Here is a 22,501-nt window from a genome sequence, read left to right as displayed (position 1 = left end):
GGCTTCCCCCTGTGCGGCGCGTGCGATAGCCTCGCCGCACAGGGAGACGGATTTGGCCGACGAGCGTAGCGTATCTCCCCGGATCCACGGCACGATCGCGCGCGCGATCGGCATCGAGATCGTCGGCGGCACGCATCCCCCCGGCCATGTGCTGGGCGGCGAGATCGAGGCGAGCGAGGCGCTCGGCATCTCGCGCTCCGCCTATCGCGAAGCGATCCGCATCCTGTCCGCCAAGGGGCTGGTCGAGAGCCGGCCCAAGGCGGGCACCCGCGTCAACCCGCGCCATCGCTGGAACCTCCTCGATCCCGACGTCCTTGCCTGGACGTTCGAGGGCGAGCCCGATCCCGCCTTCATCCTCGACCTGTTCGAACTGCGCGGCGTGATCGAGCCCGCGGCCTGCGCCTTCGCCGCGCGCCGCCGCGATCGCCGCGACCTGGCGGAAATGCGCGCCGCGCTCGACGTGATGGAACGCCACGGGCTCGCGCATGCCGAGGGGCAGGCCGCGGACCAGCGCTTCCACCGCGCGCTCCTCGCCGCCTCGCGCAACGAGCCGCTCGCCGCGCTGGCGAGCACCGTCGGCGCCGCGGTCCAGTGGACGACGCGCTTCAAGCAGCGCCGACGCGCCCTCCCCCGCGATCCGCTTCCCGATCACGAGCGCGTCTACACCGCCATCGCGGCCGCCGATGCGGACGCAGCCCGCACCGCGATGGCGGAACTGCTCCGGCTGGCGCTCGCGGATATGGAGCTGCCGGAACGAGGGTAGGAGCCACCTGCCTCAGACCGCGCCGACATCGTCATCCCAGCGAAAGCTGGGATCGCTACGACGCAAGCCCCCTGCGCCCACACCACCACACCCCCGGCCTTCGCTGGTGTGACGACCATAACATACGGCGCGCGCCTCAGTGGTTGTCCCGCGGCAACCCCATCGTCTGCGCGATCCGCTGGTACTTCTCCGCGCCTTCCAGGATCGCGCCGGTGTTCATCTGCCCGACCACCGAGCGCTGCATCTCCTGCCACGGCGTCTGCGAGGCCGGGTATTTGAACCCGCCCGCCGCGACGAGGTCCGCGCGCCGCTGCTCCAGTTCCGCGTCCGGGATCAGCACGTTGGCGGTCGCGGTGTTGAGGTCGATCCGCACCCGGTCGCCCGTCCTGAGCAGCGCGAGCCCGCCCATCGCCGCCGCCTCGGGCGAGGCGTTGAGGATCGAGGGGCTGCCCGACGTGCCCGATTGCCGCCCGTCGCCGATGCACGGCAGCGCGTGGACGCCTTCGGTGATGAGATACGCCGGCGGCCGCATGTTGACGACTTCCGCCGCGCCCGGATAGCCGATCGGCCCCGCGCCGCGCATGAACAGCAGCGTCTCGGTCGTGATCCCCGTCGCCGGATCGTCGATCCGCGCGTGATAATCCTCCGGCCCGTCGAACACCACCGCCGGCCCCTCGAACGCGTCGAGGTCGCCCGGTGTCGACAGATACCGCTCGCGAAACTCCGGCGAGATCACGCTGGTCTTCATCACCGCCGCGTCGAACAGATTGCCCGACAGCACGATGAAGCCCGCATCCTCGACCAGCGGCGTCGCGAACGGCCGGATCACCTTCTCGTCCTCGATGGCCCAGCCGCGGCAATTGTCGCCCATCGTCCGCCCGTTGACGGTGCCCGCGCCTTCCGCGATCAATCCCTGTTCCATCAGCTGGTTGACCACCGCCGGCACGCCGCCCGCACGATAGAAGTCCTCACCCAGATACTCGCCCGCGGGCTGGAGATTGACGAGCAGCGGCACCTTGTGCCCCTCGGTCTCCCAGTCCTTGATCGGCAGGTCGACGCCGATGTGGCGCGCGATCGCGGCAAGGTGGATCGGCGCGTTGGTCGATCCGCCGATCGCGGAATTGACCTTGATCGCGTTGTGAAACGCGTCCTTCGTCAGAATGTCGGAGGGTTTCAGGTCCTCCGCCACCATCTCGGCGATCCGGCGACCGGTGCGATACGCCACCTCCTGCCGGTCGCGATACGGCGCGGGGATCGCGGCGGAGCCCGGCAGCGACATGCCCAGCGCCTCGCACAGCGAGTTCATGGTCGAGGCGGTGCCCATCGTGTTGCAATAGCCCGTCGACGGCGCCGACGACGCGACGAGGCGGATGAACTCCGCATCGTCGATCTCGCCCGCCGCCAGCATCTGGCGCGCCTTCCACACGATCGTGCCCGATCCGGTGCGCTCGCCCTTGTGCCAGCCGTTGAGCATCGGCCCGACCGACAGCGCGATCGCGGGGATGTTGACGGTCGCCGCGGCCATCAGGCACGCCGGCGTCGTCTTGTCGCATCCGATCGTCAGCACAACGCCGTCGAGCGGATAGCCGTACAGCACCTCGACGAGGCCCATATAGGCCAGGTTGCGATCGAGCCCCGCGGTCGGCCGCTTGCCCGTCTCCTGGATCGGATGCACCGGGAACTCCAGCGCGATCCCGCCCATCTCGCGGATGCCTTCGCGCAGCCGTTCGGCGAGCACCAGGTGGTGGCGGTTGCATGGGGACAGGTCGCTGCCGGTCTGTGCGATCCCGATGATCGGCCTGCCCGACTGGAGCTCCTCTAGGCTCAGCCCGAAGTTCAGGTAGCGCTCCAGATAGAGCGCGGTCATGTCGATATTGTCGGGATTGTCGAACCACGCACGGCTGCGCAGCTTGGGGGCGTTGGTCGTCGTCGTCATGGTCAGCGGCTCACCGAAAGCGTGTAGATCATCGTGTGGACATAGGGCTTGCCCGGATCGACCCGGGCGGAAACGAAGGCGGGCTTGTTGGGGGAATCCGGGAATTTCTGCGGTTCCAGCGCGATGCCGTCGCCCATCCGGTACAGATGCCCCTGCTTGCCCGTCACCGTGCCGTCGAGGAAGTTGCCGGTATACACCTGCACCCCCGGCTCGGTCGTCGCGACGTCCAGCACCCGGCCCGAGGCGGGATCCTCCAGCCGCGCCGCCAGCTGCGGCGTCGCGGTCAACCCCTTGTCGAGCGCAAAATTATGGTCGTAGCCGCGACCGAACACGATCTGCGGATCGCGCCCGTCGCGCACGCCCTCGCCGATCGTGCGGGCCTTGCGGAAGTCGAACACCGTCCCCGCGACCGGGCGCAACGCGCCGGTCGGGATCAGCGTCGCGTCGACCGGGGTGATCGCCTTCGCCGGGATCGTCAGCCGGTGCGCCAGCACGCCGGGCGCCGCGCCCTCGCCAGCCAGGTTGAAGATCGCGTGGTTCGTCATGTTGACGATCGTCGGCTTGTCGGTCGTCCCCTCGAACCGGATCGTCAGCGCGCCCTTGTCGTCGAGCATATAGGTCACGCGCGTCTCGAACGTGCCGGGATAGCCCTGGTCCCCGTCCGCACTGGTCAGCGCCAGCACGACGCCCGCCGCACGCCCTGCGCCACCGGGATCCACCGATACCACGCGCCAGTTGCGCTTGTCGAACCCGACCGTCCCGCCGTGCAGCGAATTGCCCTTGTCGTTGAGCGCCAGCGTGTAGCGCGTGCCGTCGAGCGCGAACGTCCCCTTGCCGATGCGGTTGGCATAGCGCCCCACCGTCACCCCGAGATAATTGGGCTTCTCGACATAGTCCTTCGCGGTGTCGAAACCGAGCAGTACGTCCGCCACCTTGCCCGCACGATCGGGCCCGGACAGCGACTGGAGCGTCGCGCCATAGCTCAGGATCGTCGCGTTCACCCGGTTCGCGCCCGTCAGCGTGATCGCCTCGATCGCGGTGCCGTCGGGCGACGTGCCCGCGGGTGCGCGCTGCGCGGTCGCCGCCATCGCAGGATCGGCAAGCGCGAACCCCGCCAGTCCAAGCGCCAGCGCCAGCGTCGTTCGACCGGTCATCACACCCTCTCTCCCGAACACCACGCCCCGCATCGGAACGTCCGCCGCGGCCATCCGGCATTGACCGGATCCTCTTTCTCCATATAGTCAGACAAATACAGTTGGCGCAAGACGGGTCCTGCGATACCGGTGGCGCCAGCAGACTAACAGGTCAGGGGACGAGGGTGATGGCAGGACCGATGGGAACGCAACCGGTGGCGGGATCGCCGACGGCGCCGCAGGGCAGGCGCGCGGGCGTGATCCTCGCGCTGGTCTATGTGACTGCGCTGTTCTTCATCTGGGCGTTCGTCACCAACCTGATCGATCCGCTCGTGAAGAGCATGAAGGTGATCTACACGCTCACCGATTTCGAGGCGCAGCTGAACCAGTTCGCCTTCTTCATCGCGTACGGCGTGATGTCGATCCCCTCGGCCTGGTATCTGTCGCGCCGCGGCTATGCCAATTCGATCGTGCTCGGGCTGATGGGCGTCGTCGCGGGTTGTCTCGTTGCCTGGTCGACGACCTACACCAACAGCTTCGTCACCGTGCTGCTGGGGCTGTTCGTCGCGGCGTCGGGAATCACGCTGCTCCAGGTCGCGGCCAACCCGCTGATCGCGTCGATGGGCAGTCCCAGCGGATCGCATTTCCGGCTCAACCTCAGCCAGGCGTTCAATTCGCTCGGCGCCTATGTCGGCGGCACGTTCGGCGCGGCCTATCTGCTGCGCGGCGACCTGTTCACGCCGAACGCGGTGCTGACGCCGGCGCTCAAGGCCGACAGCCTCGGCTTCGTCACCCATGTCTATCTGATGATCGCGGTGGTGCTCGCGATCTTCACGCTCGCGGTAGTGTTCGCGCGGCGGACGATCGCCGCGCATGCGCCCGCGCTCGCCACGCATGTCGAATCGCCGCTGTCGGCGCTGCGGTCGCGCTGGGCCAATCTCGGCGCGCTCGCGATTTTCCTCTATGTGGGCGCGGAGGTCTGCGTGATCTCGGGGATGATCTTCTTCCTCGAACAGCGCCAGATCCTCGACGTCCCCGCGCAGGTCGCGGGCTATGTCGCGCCGCTGTTCATGCTGTTGGCGATGATCGGGCGGTTCGGCGGCAGCGTGCTGCTCCGCTACGTGAAGGCGACGACGCTGCTGACGCTGGTCGCCGCAGGTGCGACGCTGCTGTGCCTCGTCATCGTCGGCACCTTCGACATGGCGGCGACCCCGCTGGGCGGCACGGTCACGCTGCCCGGCGGCCATGTCGCACCGCTGACGACGGGGTTCCTTCCCGCCGTCGCCGCGTTGCTGCTGGGGCTGTGCAACTCGATCATGTTCCCGACGATCTTCACGCTGACGCTGGAGCGCTCGACCGCGCCGGCCTCCGCGACGTCGGGGCTGATGTGCATGGCGATCTGCGGCGGCGGGTTCGTCTCGGTGCTCTACGGCGCGGTGATCGATCAGTTCGCCTATCTGACGACCGACGGTGCGCGCTCGCTTGCTTTCATCGTCCCGCTCGGCTGCTACCTCTACGTTCTGTGGTACGCCCGCGCCGCCCGCAACGCCCCGACGCACGCGATCGAGGAGACGGTCGAACCTACCGCATGAGGATCGCGCGGCGTATGCGCGCGGGACCTAGCCTGCGCGCGCGTACGCCGCCGCGTCCGCCACCTGTGCCGCGTCCGGGGTCACCCCGGTATACAGCACGAACTGCTCGAGCGACTGGAGCAGCGCGATCGCATCCCCCGCCACGCACCGCTTCCCCGCCGCCCGCGCCGCCTTCAGGAACGGCGTCTCCGCCGGGATCGCGACCACGTCGACCGCCACCGCGCATGCCGCGATCGCCGCCTCCGGGAACGCCAGCGTCTCCGCCTGGTCGCCGCGCATCCCCAGCGGCGTCACGTTGACCAGCACCGGCGCGACCAGATCGCCGACCTCCGCCGCCCACGCGAATCCACAGGCGTCCGCCAGCGCGCGCCCGGCCTCCGCATTGCGCGCGACGATCGTGCCCGCGCGGTGCCCCCGGTCGCGCAGCGCCGCCGCCACCGCCTTCGCCATCCCGCCCGATCCGCGCAGCACGAACGCGAGTGCCGGGTCGACCGCCGCCTCGTCGAGCAACGTCCGCACCGCGCTGTAGTCGGTGTTGTGCCCGGTCAGCACGCCCCCATGTTCGTTGGCGTCGTTGACGATCGTGTTGACGCTGTCGATCGCCGCCGCCGATCCCGCGAGCCCGTCGAGCATCGGGATCACCGCTTCCTTGAACGGCATCGACACCGCACACCCGCGCACGCCCAGCGCGCGGATGCCGCCGATCGCGCCCGCCAGGTTGGTCGTCGTGAACGCCTTGTAGACATAGTCGAGCCCGAGCAGGTCGTAGAGCCGGTTGTGGAAGCGCGATCCGAACGTTCCCGGCCGTGCCGCCAGCGACATGCACAGCCGCGTCGCCGGGCCGATCGGGGGTCTGGTGGTCATGCCACCCTGCCTATCCCACCATTGTCTTCAACGGAACCGTCGCGTCGGCGAGCACCGCCGGATCCGCGACCAGCCCCGCCTCGACCAGCTTGCGCCCCTGGACGTAATCCTTGACCGCGTTGACGCAGTCGAGCGCGATCACCCGCCCGCCCTTCAGATACACCACCGAGAAGCTGCGCGTCGCCGGATCGCCCCGCACCAGCGCTGCGTCGTGCCCGGTCGACAATCCTACCGTCTGGAGCTTCAGGTCATACTGGTTCGACCAGAACCACGGCACCGCGTCGTACGCCGTCTCGACGCCGCAGATCGCGCGCGCCGCGACGCCCGCCTGGTCGTTCGCGTTCTGCACTGATTCCAGCCGTACCCATGCCCCGTCCGCGAAACGGTTCGCATGCCGCGCGCAGTCGCCGATCGCGAATATGCCCGCCAGCGAGGTGCGGCACTGCGCATCGACGTCGACCCCGTTGCCCCCCGCAGCCCCCGCGGCGATCAGCGGCTCGACCGCGGGCACGATCCCGACGCCGACCACGACCATGTCCGCCGCCAGCACCGTGCCATCCGCCAGCCGCACCCCCGTCACGCGGTCCTCGCCCTCGAGACAGGCCACCGCGGCTCCGAACCGCACCGCGACCCCGTGCGCGCGGTGCTCGTCCGCGAAGAACGCCGACAGCGCCGGCCCCGCGACGCGCGCGAGCACGCGGTCGAGCGCCTCGAGCAGCACCACCTGCCTGCCGGACTTGGCGAGCACCGCCGCCGCTTCCAGCCCGATATAGCCGCCCCCGATCACGACGATGCGCGTCGCGGTTTCCAGCTCCGCGCGCATCCGGTCCGCATCCGCGCGCGTGCGAACGGTATGGACGCCCGCCAGATCGTGCCCGTCGCACGCCAGCCGCCGCGGCTCGCCCCCCGTCGCCCAGACGAGATGCGCATAGGCGAACGTCCGCCCGTCCGCCGCGGTCACCCGGTGCGCGACCGGGTCGACCGCGACGACGCGGGTATCGCGTTCGATCGCCACGTCGCGTTGCGCCCAGAAATCGGCGGGCCGGATCAGCAGCCGCTCGAACGGCTTGTACCCCGCCAGATACTCCTTCGACAGCGGCGGGCGTTCGTACGGCAGCTCGGGCTCCGCCCCCAGCATCGTGATCGGGCCCGCATGGCCCTGTTGCCGGAGCGCGATCGCGCACGCCGCGCCCGCATGCCCCGCGCCGACGATGACGACGCCGCTCACAAGGTCTGCCCGTCGTCGATCGTGAAGACGGAGCCCGTCACCTCCGCGCTCGCGTCCGAACACAGATACGCCAGCATCGGATCGAGCGCGCCGGCGCCCATCACTCGGCCGCGCGGGAACTGCGCCAGCAGCTTCCGGCCCATCGGCAGGTCCCACATATCGTCGGTCATGTCGGTCATCATGTAGCCCGGCGCCAGGATGTTGACGTTGATCCCCTTGCCCGCCCAGTCCTTGGCCATCGCACGGCCCATCTGGTTCACCGCGGCCTTGCTCGCGGCATAGGCGGCGGTTCCGGCGGGAACCCACGCGCCGGTGATCGACGAGATCAGGACGATGCGCCCCCGCCCGGTATCCGCGCTCCCCGCCGCGACCATCCGCCGCGCGCCCTCGCGCGCGGTCAGGAACACGCCACGCACGTTCACCGCCAACACCCGGTCGAGGGCATCGGCGTCGAGCCCCAGCGCGCTGCCCGGCGCGCTCATCCCCGCATTCGCCACGACGGTATCGACCACGCCGAACGCGTCCGCGGCGGCATCGAAGGCCGCGATCGTCGACGCTTCGTCGGCGACGTCCATCGCCACCGCGAGCGCGCGGCCGCCACCGGCCGCGATCTCGGCGACCAGCGTGTCGAGCATCGCGGTCCGCCGCGCACCGGCCACCACCGCCGCGCCCGCCGCCGCCAGCATCCGCGCGAACCCGCGCCCGATGCCGGACGACGCGCCGGTCACCAGCGCCACGCGCCCCGAAAGATCGAATCCCCCCGTCATGCCCGTCTCCGCCGCGTCCGGATCGACGCCCGGCTTCGCGACCGCCGTACGCGGATTGACGAGACCGATGCAAGACGGCCCTCCCGCCCTGCCTGAGACGGGATCGCCCCGACAACGCCGTCACCGCCGACCTGCTCCGGGGTGACGTGCAGGACGATCCCTCGATCCGGTCTAGAACCCCACGACCACGCTCACCGTATCGGTATAGCTCCCCGCCGGTGGCGTCGCCTGGTCGGGATCGACGCGCGCGACATAGGTGTGGAACAGCATCGGCGTGGTCGCGCCCGTTCCCGCCGCGGCGGAGGCCAGCGGGTTGTTCTCGTCCCAGATCGTCACCCCGTCGGCGCGATACAGATTGTAGCGCAGAACATGTCCCGCGCCGTCCGCCATCCGCCGCCACGGCCGCGCGTTTCCCGCCGATCCCCCGGTGAACGCGACGGTGAACGCCGTGCCCTCGGTACAGTCGACCGCTACCGCCTGCGTCACGCTTGCGAACTGCCGCGCGAGCGGCGCGGCGCCGAACGCCACCGCGGGGGCCGCGATCCGGCAATCCTTCGCCACGGTCAGCGACACCGTCAGCGTCGTCGTCCCGCTGTTGCGCTCCGACAGCACGCACAGCCCGCCCAGCCCGATGCCGCGGCAGATCTGCCAGGACCACTGGATCGTCACCACGTCGGTATAAGTTCCCGCGGGTACGTTCGGCGCGCCCGTCACCGCCGCGTACATCGTCGGCACGAACGCGTTGCCGTTCAGGATCCCGAGCAGCCCCAGCAGGGTGGAATCGAGATAGTTGATGCTGCCCCCCTGCGTGAACGCATAGGCGCCCGCCGCATCCGCCGACAGCCGGTACGCGATCGTCCGTCCCGCCGGCGATCGCAGCTGGAAAGCGTTCGTGCTGGTCGTCGTCGCGATCGCATAGTCGGTGGAGACGAGGCTGAGGATCGATCCGCTGCATGCGAGCGTCTGGGGCGCGGACACCGTCGGCACCATCCCGCCGCGTAGCTCGTACGAGGTACGCGTACCCAGATCCGCGCTTACCGCGGTCGCAAGCGTACACGCCGCCTGCGCAGGCACCGCGACCGTCGCGAGCGCCAGCAGCGCGATCACGCGCAGGATCAGCGACATACGACATCTCCGACATCCACCATCGCGCCCACCGCCGCTTGCGGGAGCGTCGCGCGACATGCGCCCGCCACGGTGCGCACCGTCAGGTCGACCGGCCCCGCGGCATCCTCGACCAGCACCACCCCGTCCCACCCGATCGGCACGCCCAGCCCGCCCCCGAGCATCGCGATCGATCCCGCCGCGATCGGCACGCCGGCCGCATCGACGAGGCGCGCGGTCACGCTGTGCCGGACGCGTACCGGCAGCCGCACCACCGCGCCGGTGCCCGCGCGCAACGCGGTGCGCGCCTCGGTCGCCGCCGCCTCGGCGCCGATCGGCAGCCCCAGGGGATCGATCGCGAACCGGCTGGCATGCCGCGCCGCGACGTTGGCGACGAACAACCGTCCGCCCGCCCCCGTCTCGCCGATCCGCTGGTTCTCGTAATAGACCGGCACCCCCGGCATCCCGGTCGCCACCAGCGCGAACGCGCCCGGCAGCGCGTTCGCCGCGAACACGCGCCCGTCGAGCAGCGCGACCGATCCCGATGCGCCGCCCCACAGCGTCTGCGCGCGCCCCGCGCTCGCCGCGCCCGCGTCGATCTGGACGGACGCGCCGCGCCACGTTCCGCTCGCCTGGCCGATCGCCTGCCCCCGCGTGGTATAGGCGATGTCGCCGGCATAGCCGAGCCCTCCCGATGTCGGCACCGCGCGCGCGACGCTCGCCTGGAACCGCACCGCGCCGTCCGCCTCGCGCGCCACGCCCGCGCTCGCCACCGCGGTCCGCCCGAACGGCAGCACCACGCGCAGCTGCGCGCTCAGCGTGCCGCGCTCGAAATCATAATCCGCCGCGCCGAACGCGGAGGCGCGCCGCCCCAGCGGCCGGCTGAACGAGGCGGAGGCGAGCTGGACGCTGTCGCCGCTGCGCAGTCGCGACGCGATATAGCCCGCGCCGAACGCGCCCACGCCCTCGATCGGGACGCTCACGCTCACCCGGTCGCTGCGCACGCTGCCGGTAAACCGCCCGACATCATAGCCGCCCAGGTCGGTGAAGCCGTCGCTGCGCTCGACATGCTCCGCGCCGATCGAGAAGCGCCGTCCGGCATAGCTGTATCCCGCGGTCACCTGCGTGCCGCTCGCGCCCGGCGCGCTGCTCATTACCACCGCACCGCTCAGCGCGCCCCACAGTCCCGGCGCCCACGCCGCACCGACGCCGATACCGGCCATCCCGTCGGTCGCCTCGGCATGCCCCGACAGCGTCAGCGTCTGCGCGATGCCGTGCCGGACCGACGCCGACGCCACCGCGCGACCATAGTCGAAGCTCGCCAGCCCGTAGTTTCGCCGCAACGCCCCGGCTTCGACCGAGAAGTCGGTCAGCCCCGGCCGCAACAGGTCGGGCGCGACATAGAAGGGGATGACGGTCGCGATCTGGCGCCCCACCGCGTCGGTCGTCACGATCCGCGCCTCGCCCGCGCCGTTCACCACCGGCACCGAATCGAGCACGAACCGCCCCGACGCGACGTCGGCGCGCGTCTGGCGATAGCCGTTGATGAACAGGTCCACCCCGGTCGGCACCGCCGCCTCGCCCGCGAAGCTCGGCAGCGGCACGGTGACGAGATCGGGGCGCAGCGCGAAGCTGCGCGACAGCTGCACCCCGCCGATCCGCACCGCGGTGCTCCACGGCAGCGCGCGCGTGATGAGGTCGCCCGCATTCAGCTCCAGCGCGCGCCGCTCGTCGGTCCATTGATAGCGCGTGTCGAGCCGGACATAGCCGTCGCGCCCCGTGCTTCCGGCGGTGACGATCCCGGTGTTGGCGATCGTCCCGAACGCGCCGAATGCACGCTGCTCGGTCCATAGCGACGCGCTCGTCTCGCCTCCCGACGACTGGACGTACACGTCGTAGTTCAGCAGCGCGCCGACATCGACGCTCGGCAGCAGCGGCGCCTCCGCGGGCGCGCTGATCCGCCGCAGCGGCAGCAGCGCCGCGGGCACGTCGATCAGCAGCCGCTGGCCCGCCGCGTCATAGGTCGTATGCATCGCGGCGAAGTGCGCGACGTCGATCGCGCCTTCGCCCGGCACCGCGATCCCCGCCGCGCGCAGGTCCGCCGCGGCGACCAGCAGCCGCTCGCCCTCCTGTGTCACGCTGGCGATCGCGCCGCCCGCCTGCCCGTTGACTACCAGCTCGACGAACAGCGCGGCAGGCCCTGCGGGGAGTCCCGTCACCGGCGCCTCCGCATGCGCGGCCGACGCCAGCAGCACCGCGACGAGGGGGAACGCGCGCATCGGGTCGCACGCGATCAGACGACCGGGCCCAGGATCTGGTCGATCCCGTTCACCCCGGCCTTCACCGTCCCCGTCCCCTCGCCCGGCAGCGCGATCGTCACCGTCGCCCCCGCCAGCACATAACCCGCCAGCCCCGCCTTCACGACCGTCTCGTGCCCGTTCGTCACCAGCCGCAGGTCGGTCAGCCGCGCGTGGAGCGCCCCGGTGTTGCGGATCGTCAGCACGCGCCCCTGCGCGCCGTTCGCGATCTGCGCGTCGAGCTGCGCCACGCCCGGCACCCCCGCATAGGCGAACAGCGGCACCGAATAGCGCATCTGCACCGCCAGCCGCGCCTGCGGCGTCGCATCGGGCGTCGTCGGCGGCGGCGCGGGAAGTTCGTCGATCAGCAGCCGGTACGCGCTCTCGGGCTCCGCGCCCGGCGCGCGGCGGATGATCCGCACCAGCTGGCGCGCGCCCGGCGCCACGGTCGCGATCGGCGGGCTCGCGATCACCGCCGCCTGCGTGTCGAGCCGGTCCTCGCCCTGCGGCTGCGACCAGGCGAAGGTGCGCACCTGCAGCGTCACCGGCGCATCGCCCTTGTTCTCCAGCCACAAGGCGGTCGCCTGCTCGCCCGCGCGAAGTATCGGATCGACCGGCCAGAGGACGACCGCGGAGGCGTCCGCCGCAGAGGGCAGGCACGCCAGCAGCGCGAGGGAAGCGAGATGTCGCATGATCGTGGATCCGCTTGCGCGCGTCATCACCAGCTCAGCGTGACGCGGACGGTGTCGGTATAGGTGCCGGCCGCCGGCCCCGCGAGCGTCGCGACCGCGCGGATCGGGACGAGCGTCCGCCCGGTGCCGAACACCAGCGGCACGCCGCTCGCGATCGCCCAGGGCGTCGTCGCGCCGTTCGCGTACAGGCGATACCGGATCGTCGCCGCGCCGCCGCCGCGCATCAGGAAGCGCTCCTCGCCCTCCGCATGATCCCCCCCGTCCGCCGACAGCGACGCCGCCAGCCCCGGCGTGCATTCGATCGCAACGCCCGCGCCTGCGGTGGAAACCAGCGTCGCCTCCGCGCTGGTGCCCGATACGCCGGGCACGCTGCCCAGGTTGATCGTGCCCCAGTGCCCGCCGGCGTCGGTCGCGACGAGGCACCCCGCGACCACGCGCGCGCTCACCTCGAAGGACCGCGTCGTCTCCGCGCCCACGGGCGTCGCGGCGGACACCGCGCAGGCGATCAGGACAGGGAGGACCCGCATCGCAGCCTCACCAGGTCAGCGTGACCTGGACGGTATCGGTATACCGCCCCGCCGCGATCACCGATCCCGCGGTCGTCACGCGCGCGTAGATCGGCACGGTGAACGGCGTGGTGGTCGCGGTGCCAAGCGCGATGTTGCTCCCGATCGTCAACTCGCTGGTACGCTGCGCATCGCGGAACAGCCGATAGTCGAGCAGGTTGCCGCTCGAGATCATGTGCCGCTTGCCCGCCGCGTCGTTCGCGCCCGCGCCGATCGTCAGCTGCGGCGAGACGCCGGGCGAGCAGAGCACCGACAACGCGCCGAGCGAGCCGACGAGCTGCCCGTCGACATTGCCGAAGATGCCAGGCTGGTCGGGAAAATTGATGTCGCCGATCGATCCCAGGTTCGACTGGAGCTGTTGCGCGCCATTGACGACACACGCGCTGGTGACGACGAGCGAAACGCCGATCGTGCCCACCGCATTGTCGGCGGTCGCGGGCGTCGCGGCGAAGGCGGTGGCGGCCGTCGCGATGGCGACGGCATGCTGGAAGGCGGCGGATCTGACCATGTGTTCGGCTCCTCGTTCGGATTGACGAGGATGGCTTCGGCGGGTGCCGGTAAAAGGAATCTTACCGTTTTTTCAGGAGCTTCTCGAATTAGACCGAAGTCGTAGGATCGCCTGACATGGATTGCCGATCGATCGCGGCGATCGCCCGGCGCGCCTCGCGCCGCGCATCGGGCATCGCCGATTCGACCCCCTCCGATACCGCCAGCCATGCCTGCCCCGCCGCCGCGAACCCCAGCGTCCCCGCCAGCCCAGCAACCCGGTGCGCGACCGACGTCACGTCTTGGCTCGCAGGGGTCGCGAGCGCCTCGACCAGCAGGTCGCGAAACCCTGCGGTGACGCGACGGATAGCCGTCTCGCCCAGATTGCTTTCCAGCCGTGCCAGGATCGTTGCCCCCGCCGGCTTCCAGCGCGCCGCCGCCGCGACCAGTTCGGACGGGGTGCACGGCTTGGCGACGAAACCGTCGAACCCGCGCGCGATCAGGATATCGGGACTCGTCAGGCGCGTGGTGGTATAGGCCAGAATGGTCACCGCCGCCGCGGCGGCGTCGCGCTGGCGGATCGCGGCTGCGATCTCGACCCCGCTCATCCCCTCGATGTGCAGGTCCATCAGCACCAGCGACGGCCCGCGCGCGAGTGCCGCCAGCGCCGCCGCTCCGTCCGCCGCGGTCGATACCTGCCACCCTGCGGCCTCCAGTACGGTCGTGGCGAACTGACGGTGGAGCGCGGTGTCGTCGACCACCAGGACATGGGGCCGCTCGCTCACATTATCTGGAGAAATATCCATAACCGAGGCGAACACCCTCGACATAGGAACGTTGCAAGGAAAGATAGATTGTGGACGATACATCCCGAGAGGCGGGGAAACACAGGGACCTATCAGTGAAAGCGGGCGGTCGCGTCATGGTCGCAGACGATCATCCCCTCGCGCGTGAGGGGTTGTCGCTCGCCGCTCGTGCCGCGCTTCAGGGCAGCACCACGATCGGCGTCGGTTCCATCGGCGAGGCTATCTCGCAGGTTCGGGCGTCGCCGGTTCGGACGCGCGAGGGTTTCCGCATGATCCTGCTCGATTTCCAGCTGCCTGACGCGCACGGCTATTCGGGCCTGCTCGCGCTTCAGGCGCTCGATCCGGCGGCGCCGATCGTCATCGTTTCCGCGCGCGAGGATCCTTCGCTGATCGATGCGGCCAAGGCGCTCGGCGCTGCGGGATATCTGTTCAAGAGCCTGCCGCTCGACATGATCGCCACCCGCCTGCGTACGATCGACCAGGGCGGAACCTGCTTTCCCGACAGCGCGGTCGCCTCGCCCTCGGTGGAAGCCGCGCGCGCGCGGATCGGCACCTTGTCGGCGGCGCAGCGCGGAGTCCTTCTCGCGCTGGCGGACGGCCGCTCGAACAAGGAGATCGCGCGCGCGCTCGACGTGACCGAAGCGACGATCAAGGCGCACCTCACCGCGATCTATCGCAAGATGGGGGTGAGGAACCGCGCCCGGGCACTGCTCGCCGTCCAGCCGCTGATGGGACAGTCGTCAAACCAGCCCCTGACGAGTCCGACGTCGCCGTGACCCCGCCCTACGGAGGCGCGGCGCTGATGTTGCGGCCTCCGTCGGTCGTCCGGTTCGTGATCGCCGCACTGTGCGTTCCGGCGCTGCTGGCGGGGCTGGGCCTGTGGGTGAACCGCGAGTACCGGCAGTCCGAGGCGCTGCGCGAACAGGCGGCCCGATCCTATGTCCGCCGGATCGATCAGATCATGCTGCTGTCACGCCTGGAGGATGCGGAAGCCGCCGTCCGCAACCTCGCGCTGACCGCGGACCCCGCCGCGCTCGAACCATACCGGCCCGCTCGCGAGGCGATCCGTCGCCAGCTCGCTGCCACGGGCGCGGCAAACGACCCGGACGTACCGCGCGGCTACCTGCCCGCGATCCGTCGCCTCACCGCGCGCCGGTTCGCCGATCTCGACCGCACGATCGCGCTGCATGCCAGCGATCCCGCCGCCGCGCGCCACCGTACGCTGGCCGGTGTCGCGAACCCGGTGATGGACCGCTTGCGCGCCACGATCGGCGCGATGATCGACGCCGAGGAACGCCAGTCGCAGGACCGGACCGCAGCCTTCCTTGCCGATCGCGCGTGGCTGAACCGCCTCGTCGTCGCCGTCGCCGCGGTTTTCGTCGGCGCCCTGTTCGTGACCCTCCTGCTCGTCTGGCACCTGCGACGGTCGCGGCATGCCGCGCTGGTCGAGGCATTCGAGGCCGCCGGGCGACATGCGAAGATCCTGGACACCACGGTCGATGCGGTCCTGATCCTCGACACCGACGGGATCGTCGAGACGGCCAATGCTGCGGCGACGCGGGTCCTGGGCTATCAGCCGGAAGAGCTTCGGGGTCGCAACCTCGCGACGCTCGTCGATCGGCCGGCGGGTGCCGTCGCCGCGTGGATCGATCGCATCCGGGTGCTCCGCGAGGCATCGTTTCCGGACCAGACGATCCGGCTCCGCGATGGCCACGCGATCGCGGCCGACGTCGCGGTCGGGGCGATGCAGGCGGGAGGCCGCGACCTGTTCGTCGTCTCGATCCACGACATCTCCGAGCGCAAGCGGATCGAACGCGCGAAGGACGAGCTGGTGGCGACGGTCAGCCACGAACTGCGGGCACCGTTGACATCGATCGTCGGTTCGCTCGGATTGCTGAGCGCAGGCGCCACCGGGCCGATCCCGCCGGTCGCCGCACGCCTGGTGGCGATCGCGGAGGCGAGCAGCCGCCGCCTCGTCCGGCTGGTGAGCGACGTGCTCGACCTCGACCAGATCGAATCGGGGAGCTTCGCGATCGCACTTCTGCCGATCGACCTGCGCATGGTCCTCGATCAGGGATGCCTCGACGACGAGGGACTGGCGCGCCTGCACGGCGTGACGCTGGCCTGTTCGTGCGCTGGCGATCCGGTGATCGTCTCGGGCGACGCCGATCGTCTGGTCCAGGTCGTCGTCAATCTGGCTGCCAACGCCATCCACGCCGCACCGTCTGGCACCACGGTAGAGGTCGGGATATCGATCGCCGGATCGCGGGCCACGCTGTACGTCGACGATCGTGGACCGGGCGTTCCGGCCGCCTTTCGTGACCGCGTCTTCACCCGGTTCGCACGCGCTGCGCGAGATAGCGGCGGCACCGGGTTGGGCCTGGCGATCTCGCGGGAGATCGTGGAGCGCCATGGCGGCACGATCTGGTTCGAGGATCGTCCGGGCGGCGGCACGCGCTTCGCGTTCGCGCTCCCGATCCTCCGCGATGCGCGCGTCGGTGACGGCGCGGACGCCCCGCCCCCGAAGCGCGATCCGGCATGACGCAGCTTCGGATCCTGTATGTCGACGACGATCCCGACATCCGGACGATCGTGTCGATCGCGCTGTCGATCGATCCGACGATCGCGCTGACGGTGGCGGATGGCGGGACGGATGCGCTGGAGCGTCTGGCGGGTGGGCCGTCGCCGGACGTCGCGGTACTCGACGTCATGATGCCGGGGATGGACGGCCCGACCCTGCTGGCCGCGCTGCGCGCCGATGCCGCGACCGCGGGCCTGCCGGTAATCTTCCTGACCGCACGCGGCCGGCTGGCCGATCGCGCGCGCTTCGCCGCCTCGGACGCGATCGGGGTGATCGTGAAGCCCTTCGACCCGATGGCGCTGGGCGACGAGATCCGGGCGCTGCTGGCCCGCCATCGGGCGTCGCGCTGACCGCGTCGGATCGGATCGGACCGACCGGGCGGGCGCAACGGCGCGACGCCATCGAGGGGAAAGGCCGACGCGGGACTGCAACACTGTGCGCCTAACCGCGTCGCCGATGACGGAAACCGCGCCCACCTTCACGCCCACCTCCACGTTGGGCCGCCTTGCGCTGACCGAAGCGTGGGAGCGATTCTCGCTCCACGGCGTCAAGGCGCTGCTCACGCTCTACCTGCTCACCGTCGTCCTGCCGGGCGGCATCGATCATGTCGCAGGGCTGGTGACGCTGCGCCGCGCGATCGAGGCGGCGACCGGCACGCGCGGCGATCTCGCCTTCGCCTCGCAGCTCTACGGCCTGTACGGCGCGCTGACCTATTTCGTCCTGCCGTTCGGCGGGCTGCTCGCGGACCGGCTGCGGTCCCGGCGCGCGGTCATCGTCGCGGGCGGCGTTCTGATGGCGGCGGGGCATGTCTGCCTGACCCGGCCCGCCGCGCTGCTCGCGGGCCTCGCGCTGCTCGTCGTCGGCACCGGTTGCCTGAAGGGCAACCTCGCGGCGGAGGTCGGCGCGGCGCACCCGCGCGGCGACCCGCGCCGCGACCGCGCCTTCCTGATCTATCTCGGCTTCCTCAACATCGGCGCGATGCTCGGCCCGTTCGTCTGCGGGCTGCTCGCCGCGCGCGCCGGCTTTCCCTATGCGTTCGGCGCGGCGGCGGCGGGGATGGTAGTCGCGCTCGCGATCTTCCGCACCGTGCCCGCCACGCGCACCGCGACCCCCATGGCGATCGAAGGGCTACCGGCAAACTCGAGCATCGTCCGCGCAGCGCTCGCCGTCGTCTCGGTCACGCTGTGCTTCAGCGCCTACGAACAGCTGACCAATGTCTTCCTCGTCTGGGCGGTCGCGCAGGTCGACCTGCGCGTCGCCGGCTTCGCGGTGCCGCCCGCGTGGTTCGCCACGGCGGACGGGCTGTTCACGATCCTGCTGGTCGTCGCGGGGACGTGGAGCTGGCCGCGGCTGGCGCGGCGCGGGTGGGAGCCGCCCGCCGCAGCGAAGCTCGCGCTCGGCTGCGCCGCGGTCGCCACCGGCTATGCGCTCACCGCGATGCTGGCGCTGTCGGGCGAGCGGCTCGGGCTCGTCGGGCCGGTCGCGGCGGTGCTGCTGCTCGACATCGGCATCGTGCTGGCGTGGCCTGCCGCGCTAGCGCTCATCACCGCCGCCGCGCCGCCCGGACGCGGGGGGCTGATGGCGGGCGTTTTCTACCTCCACGGCTTCGTCGCGCATCTCGTCGTCGGGCGGCTCGGCGCCACCTATGCCACGATGCCCGCGCCGCGTTTCTGGCTGCTCCACGTCGGGCTCGCGGGGGCGGGGGCGCTCGTCGCGCTGCCGCTGCTGCGGCGTCAGGCGACGACCAGCTCGATCCCCGCCAGCGCGGTGCGATAATCGTCGTCGGGCGTCGCGTCGGTCACCAGGATATCGACCGCGTCGAACCCGGCGACCCGGATCGTGCCGTAGCGCCCGAACTTGGTCGCATCGGCGGCAACCAGCACCCGCGCCGATTGCGCGATCATCCGTCGGCACACCGCCGCCTCGCCGACATGATAGTCGGTGAAGCCATGATCGGGATGCACCGACTCGACCGACAGGATCGCCAGCGCCGGCGTGAACAGCGCCAGATAGTCGAGCGCGGTCGGGTCGAAGCAGGCGCGATAGTCGTAATCCAGCTCGCCGCCCGCCAGCAGCACGCGGTTGCCCGCCCGCCCCCCCAGCTCGGTCGCGATCCCCACCGCGTTGGTGACGACGGTCAGCTCGCGGTGATCGCGGAGCGCCCGTGCGACGTAATGCCCGGTCGTGCTGGCGTCGAGGAACAGCGTCTGCCCGTCCGCCACGAATCGCACGGCCGCGGCGGCGATCCGCTGCTTGGCCTCGGCATTGCGTTGCAGACGGGTCGCGAACGATCCCTCCACCTCGACGCGCGCCAGCCGCACCGCACCGTGGCTGCGCACCACCGTACCGTCCGCCTCCAGCACGCGCAGCTCGCGCCGCACCGTCTCGTCGGACACGCCCAGCGCCGCCGCCAGTTCGGTGATGCCGTGCGCCTCGCCCGCGCCCAGGCGTTCGACGATCGCATCCTGCCGGCGTTGGCGCTTCATCATTCGCGGCCTCTCCCTTTCGCGGTGATCTCGTAGCAGTCGCCGCAATCCGGTCAACAATCCCGCATTTTACACATGGATGTCATCAATCGTCCGCAAGCGGGCAGGATGACCGGTCCCACGCTCCACCGCCGCGCCTTCGTCGCCGGCACCGCCTTGTCCGCCGCCGCGGGGGCGACCGCGCGCGCGTCGCGCACGCCGCGCGGCTCGCTCGCCGATGTCCAGCATGTCGTGATCCTGATGCAGGAGAACCGCGCCTTCGATCATTATTTCGGCACGTTGCGCGGCGTCCGCGGGTTCGGCGATCCGCGCCCCGCGATGCTGCCCTCGGGCCGCACGGTGTGGGAGCAGGCGCAGGACGCGAAGGACGGCGGCGCGATCGTCCGCCCCTTCCGGCTCGACACCCGCGCGACCGGCGCGGGCTGCATGCAGGGGCTCGACCACAGCTGGAAGGGCAGCCACGCGCGCTGGCGAAACTGGGACGTGTGGATGCCCGAGAAAGGCCCGTTCGCGATGGGCTACATGACCCGCGACGATCTCGCTTACTATTACGCGCTGGCGGACCAGTTCACGATCGGCGACGCCTATCACGCCTCGGTCCACGGCCCTACGGGGCCGAACCGCCTCTATCACTGGACCGGGACGAGCGGGCTGACCGTCGGGCGTGAGGGCGCGTTCAACGTCACCAACGACGGCGTCGATCCCAACCCTGGCGCGGACATGGCGAAGGACGATGCCGGCGCGGGGCTCGGCTGGACGCCTTATGCCGCGCGGCTCGACGCCGCCGGGGTGACGTGGCGCGTCTATCAGGAATACGACAATTATTCGGACAACCCGCTCGGCTATTTCGCCGAGTACCGCAAGCTCGATCCCGCCTCGCCCGCCTATGCCCGCGCCCGCGCCTGGGTGCCCGGCTCTACCGCGGCGAATGCCGATGCGTCGCGCGGCGAGCACCTCGTCCGCGCCTTCGCTGCCGACGTCGCGGCGGACCGGCTGCCGCAGGTGTCGTGGATCGTCGCGCCGTTCCACATGTCCGAACATCCCGACGCGCCGCCCGCCTATGGCCAGGCGCTCACCGCCGCGCTGGTCGCGGCGCTCGGGGCGAACCCGGCGGTGTGGGCGAAGACCGCGTTCATCCTGAACTATGACGAGAATGACGGCTTCTTCGATCACATGCCACCACCGCTGCCCGCGACGCTGCCCGGCATGGGCGCGAGCACCGTCGCGCTGCGCGGCGAGGTGCATGCGGGCGAGCCGGTCGGGCTCGGCGTGCGCGTGCCGCTGATCGTCGTGTCGCCGTGGACGCGCGGCGGCTGGGTGAACTCGCAACTGTTCGACCACACCTCGGTGCTGCGCTTCCTCGAAAGGCGCTTCGGCGTGATGGAACCCAATATCAGCCCGTGGCGGCGCACCGTCTGCGGCGACCTGACCTCGCTGTTCGACTTCGCGGTGTCGCCCGAGGCGCGCCGCGACACCGCGTGGCTCGCGGCACTCCCCGCCGCCACCGGCTATGTCGCCGCCAGCGACGTCGCGTGCCGGCAGGCCAGGCCCGTCGTCGCGACCACCCCGCCCCCCGCACGGCAGGAACCCGGCACCCGCCCCGCCCGCGCGCTGCCCTACGACCTCGACGTGGTGCAGGCGTGGGAAGGCGACGCGCGCACGCTCACCTTCCACAATCGCGGTGCCCAAGGCGCGGTGTTCGTCGTCACGGGCGCGTCCGATGACGGCAGCCCGCGCCACTACACCGTCGGCGCCGGACGCACCCTCGCGGACCGCTGGCCAGCCCCGCGCCCGCTCGTCGTCACCGGCCCCAACGGCTTCCACCGCAGCGTCGCCGGCCCCGCGCGGATCGAGACGCACGCCGCGTCCGAGCGCGGACGCACCATCCTGCGCCTGCGCAACCGCGGCACCGCGCCCGTGACGCTCGCGCTGCGCTCCGCCTATGCCGCCCCCGAGGTCGACCGCGTCACGCTCGCCGCGGACGCCCGCGCGACGATCGCGCTCGCGCCCCAGCCCGCGCATCGCTGGTACGACATCACCGTCACCACCGGCGACACCACCCACTGGCTCGCGGGCCATTGGGAAACCGGCGCGCCAGGCATCAGCGACCCCGCGCTGGGCGGTGCGGCATGAGGCGCACGATCGCACTCCTCGCGCTGCTCGCCACCTCGGCGACGGTGCCGCCGACCCTGCGGCTCGACCAGGTCCAGCTGCTCGGCTCGCACAACAGCTACCGGCCCTATCCCTCGCCCGCCGCGCGCGCACGGATCGCCGCCGCGGTGCCCGCCGAATGGCCCACGCTCGCCTATGGCCATCCCCCGCTCGAAACCCAGCTCGCGCTCGGTCTGCGCCAGATCGAGCTCGACGTCGCGCCCGACCCCCGCGGCGGCGCCTATGCCGCGCCCTATGCCCCCCCCGCCGATCGCGACACCCGCGCCGCGATGGCGGCGCCCGGCGCGAAGGTCGTCCACATCCCCGGCCTCGACACCGAGACGCACTGCCCGACGTTCCGCGCCTGCCTCGCCGTCCTGCGCCGCTGGTCGGACGCGCACGCGGCGCACACCCCGGTGATCGTCCTCGTCAACTCGGGGGACGCGGGCGGCGCGCGGTTCGACGCCGCCGCGCTCGACGCGCTCGATAGCGACATCCGCAGCGTAATCGGCCGCGACCGCCTGATCGAACCCGACGCGGTCCGCGGAGCCGCCTCCACCCTGCGCGCCGCCGTCCGCGCCCATCGCTGGCCGTCGCTCGCGCACGCCGCAGGCCGCTTCCTGTTTGTCCTCGACGGCTCGGCCGCGCACGAGGAGGCGTATCGCGCGGACCACCCCTCGCTGGCGGGCCGCGCGATGTTCGGCTTCTACGACGAGAGCGCGCCGGAGGCCGCGGTCTTCAACATCCAGGATCCCGTCGCCGAGGGCGCGCGCATCCGCCGCCTCGTCGGCGCCGGGTTCCTCGTGCGCACCCGCGCCGATGCCGGGATGGCGGAGGTCCGCGCGGGCGACCGCCGCCGGCTCGACGCCGCGATCGCGTCGGGTGCGCAGTGGATCAGCACCGACGCCTATGACGGCATCCCCGATCCGGTCGGCTACCGCTATCGCGCCGCGCTGCCCGGCGGCGCCTTCGCACGCTGCGACCCCGTCACCGCGCGCTGCTGAAGACAGGCGCGCGCGTCCCGGCCGGGACGCGCGCGCCTGCGCTGC

General features: G+C 71.2%; 20 protein-coding genes. 8 read left to right on the top strand and 12 right to left on the bottom strand.

Annotation, left to right across the window (positions count from 1 at the left end):
• Positions 1–52: 52 nt before the first annotated feature.
• Positions 53–763 carry a FadR/GntR family transcriptional regulator gene (locus ACV7NO_RS03335; RefSeq protein WP_463404605.1) on the top strand — a complete coding sequence of 237 codons (711 nt, stop codon included), beginning with the start codon at positions 53–55 and terminating at the stop codon, positions 761–763.
• Between the two features lie 136 nt (positions 764–899).
• On the opposite strand, the gene ACV7NO_RS03330 is transcribed toward ACV7NO_RS03335, so the two are convergent.
• Complete coding sequence (locus ACV7NO_RS03330; protein WP_463404604.1) at positions 900–2,699, bottom strand: IlvD/Edd family dehydratase; 1,800 nt, start codon at positions 2,697–2,699, stop codon at positions 900–902.
• Between the two features lie 2 nt (positions 2,700–2,701).
• On the bottom strand, positions 2,702–3,853 hold the full coding sequence (locus ACV7NO_RS03325; protein WP_463404603.1) for an aldose epimerase family protein: 1,152 nt from the start codon (positions 3,851–3,853) through the stop codon (positions 2,702–2,704).
• Positions 3,854–4,020: 167 nt separating this feature from the next.
• Here ACV7NO_RS03325 and ACV7NO_RS03320 point away from each other — a divergent pair, with 167 nt between their 5' ends.
• Positions 4,021–5,424, top strand: coding sequence for a sugar MFS transporter (locus ACV7NO_RS03320; RefSeq protein WP_463404602.1), 1,404 nt, complete (start codon positions 4,021–4,023; stop codon positions 5,422–5,424).
• A gap of 27 nt (positions 5,425–5,451) precedes the next feature.
• On the opposite strand, the gene ACV7NO_RS03315 is transcribed toward ACV7NO_RS03320, so the two are convergent.
• The 9 genes from ACV7NO_RS03315 to ACV7NO_RS03275 all read right to left on the bottom strand — a co-directional run bounded on the left by ACV7NO_RS03315 (position 5,452) and on the right by ACV7NO_RS03275 (position 14,213).
• Positions 5,452–6,288 (bottom strand): shikimate 5-dehydrogenase, encoded by an 837-nt coding sequence (locus ACV7NO_RS03315; RefSeq protein WP_463404601.1) that lies wholly within the window; start codon positions 6,286–6,288, stop codon positions 5,452–5,454.
• Between the two features lie 10 nt (positions 6,289–6,298).
• Positions 6,299–7,516, bottom strand: coding sequence for an NAD(P)/FAD-dependent oxidoreductase (locus ACV7NO_RS03310; protein ID WP_463404600.1), 1,218 nt, complete (start codon positions 7,514–7,516; stop codon positions 6,299–6,301).
• Positions 7,513–8,283: an SDR family NAD(P)-dependent oxidoreductase gene (locus ACV7NO_RS03305; protein ID WP_463404599.1), complete on the bottom strand. Its 771-nt coding sequence runs from the start codon at positions 8,281–8,283 to the stop codon at positions 7,513–7,515. Before ACV7NO_RS03305 ends, ACV7NO_RS03310 begins: the two co-directional genes overlap by 4 nt.
• A gap of 171 nt (positions 8,284–8,454) precedes the next feature.
• Positions 8,455–9,408, bottom strand: coding sequence for a spore coat protein U domain-containing protein (locus ACV7NO_RS03300; RefSeq protein WP_463404598.1), 954 nt, complete (start codon positions 9,406–9,408; stop codon positions 8,455–8,457).
• Positions 9,399–11,666, bottom strand: coding sequence for a fimbria/pilus outer membrane usher protein (locus ACV7NO_RS03295; RefSeq protein WP_463404597.1), 2,268 nt, complete (start codon positions 11,664–11,666; stop codon positions 9,399–9,401). The genes ACV7NO_RS03300 and ACV7NO_RS03295 overlap by 10 nt, the downstream gene beginning before the upstream one ends.
• A 14-nt stretch (positions 11,667–11,680) precedes the next feature.
• The gene (locus ACV7NO_RS03290; protein ID WP_463404596.1) at positions 11,681–12,376 is read right to left on the bottom strand and encodes a fimbrial biogenesis chaperone; all 696 of its coding nucleotides are present in this window, start codon (positions 12,374–12,376) and stop codon (positions 11,681–11,683) included.
• Positions 12,377–12,402: 26 nt separating this feature from the next.
• Positions 12,403–12,903 (bottom strand): Csu type fimbrial protein, encoded by a 501-nt coding sequence (locus ACV7NO_RS03285; protein ID WP_463404595.1) that lies wholly within the window; start codon positions 12,901–12,903, stop codon positions 12,403–12,405.
• A 7-nt stretch (positions 12,904–12,910) separates the two neighbouring features.
• Positions 12,911–13,450: a Csu type fimbrial protein gene (locus tag ACV7NO_RS03280; protein WP_463404594.1), complete on the bottom strand. Its 540-nt coding sequence runs from the start codon at positions 13,448–13,450 to the stop codon at positions 12,911–12,913.
• An 88-nt stretch (positions 13,451–13,538) separates the two neighbouring features.
• Positions 13,539–14,213, bottom strand: a complete 675-nt coding sequence (locus tag ACV7NO_RS03275; protein WP_463404593.1) for a response regulator — start codon at positions 14,211–14,213, stop codon at positions 13,539–13,541.
• 137 nt (positions 14,214–14,350) lie between these two features.
• On the opposite strand from ACV7NO_RS03275, the gene ACV7NO_RS03270 reads away from it, so the two are divergent.
• From ACV7NO_RS03270 to ACV7NO_RS03255, 4 genes are all read left to right on the top strand, one after another.
• On the top strand, positions 14,351–15,010 hold the full coding sequence (locus ACV7NO_RS03270) for a LuxR C-terminal-related transcriptional regulator (RefSeq protein ID WP_463404592.1): 660 nt from the start codon (positions 14,351–14,353) through the stop codon (positions 15,008–15,010).
• Between the two features lie 26 nt (positions 15,011–15,036).
• Positions 15,037–16,776, top strand: a complete 1,740-nt coding sequence (locus ACV7NO_RS03265; RefSeq protein WP_463404591.1) for a sensor histidine kinase — start codon at positions 15,037–15,039, stop codon at positions 16,774–16,776.
• A complete protein-coding gene (locus tag ACV7NO_RS03260; protein ID WP_463404590.1) occupies positions 16,773–17,165 on the top strand; it encodes a response regulator in 393 nt (130 codons plus the stop codon). The genes ACV7NO_RS03265 and ACV7NO_RS03260 overlap by 4 nt, the downstream gene beginning before the upstream one ends.
• Positions 17,166–17,271: 106 nt before the next feature.
• Positions 17,272–18,591 carry a POT-type proton-dependent oligopeptide transporter gene (locus ACV7NO_RS03255; RefSeq protein ID WP_463404589.1) on the top strand — a complete coding sequence of 440 codons (1,320 nt, stop codon included), beginning with the start codon at positions 17,272–17,274 and terminating at the stop codon, positions 18,589–18,591.
• Here ACV7NO_RS03255 and ACV7NO_RS03250 read toward each other — a convergent pair.
• A complete protein-coding gene (locus tag ACV7NO_RS03250) occupies positions 18,549–19,301 on the bottom strand; it encodes a DeoR/GlpR family DNA-binding transcription regulator (protein WP_463404588.1) in 753 nt (250 codons plus the stop codon). The genes ACV7NO_RS03255 and ACV7NO_RS03250 overlap by 43 nt on opposite strands.
• Before the next feature lie 108 nt (positions 19,302–19,409).
• On the opposite strand from ACV7NO_RS03250, the gene ACV7NO_RS03245 reads away from it, so the two are divergent.
• Together ACV7NO_RS03245 and ACV7NO_RS03240 are read left to right on the top strand one after the other, a co-directional pair.
• The gene (locus ACV7NO_RS03245; RefSeq protein ID WP_463404587.1) at positions 19,410–21,434 is read left to right on the top strand and encodes a phosphocholine-specific phospholipase C; all 2,025 of its coding nucleotides are present in this window, start codon (positions 19,410–19,412) and stop codon (positions 21,432–21,434) included.
• A complete protein-coding gene (locus ACV7NO_RS03240; protein ID WP_463404586.1) occupies positions 21,431–22,456 on the top strand; it encodes a Ca2+-dependent phosphoinositide-specific phospholipase C in 1,026 nt (341 codons plus the stop codon). The genes ACV7NO_RS03245 and ACV7NO_RS03240 overlap by 4 nt, the downstream gene beginning before the upstream one ends.
• Positions 22,457–22,501: the final 45 nt, after the last annotated feature.

Source organism: Sphingomonas sp. Ell38C01, assembly GCF_055231975.1.
The sequence above is the reverse complement of the archived record's forward strand: the minus strand, read 5'-3'. Positions and strand labels throughout refer to the sequence as shown.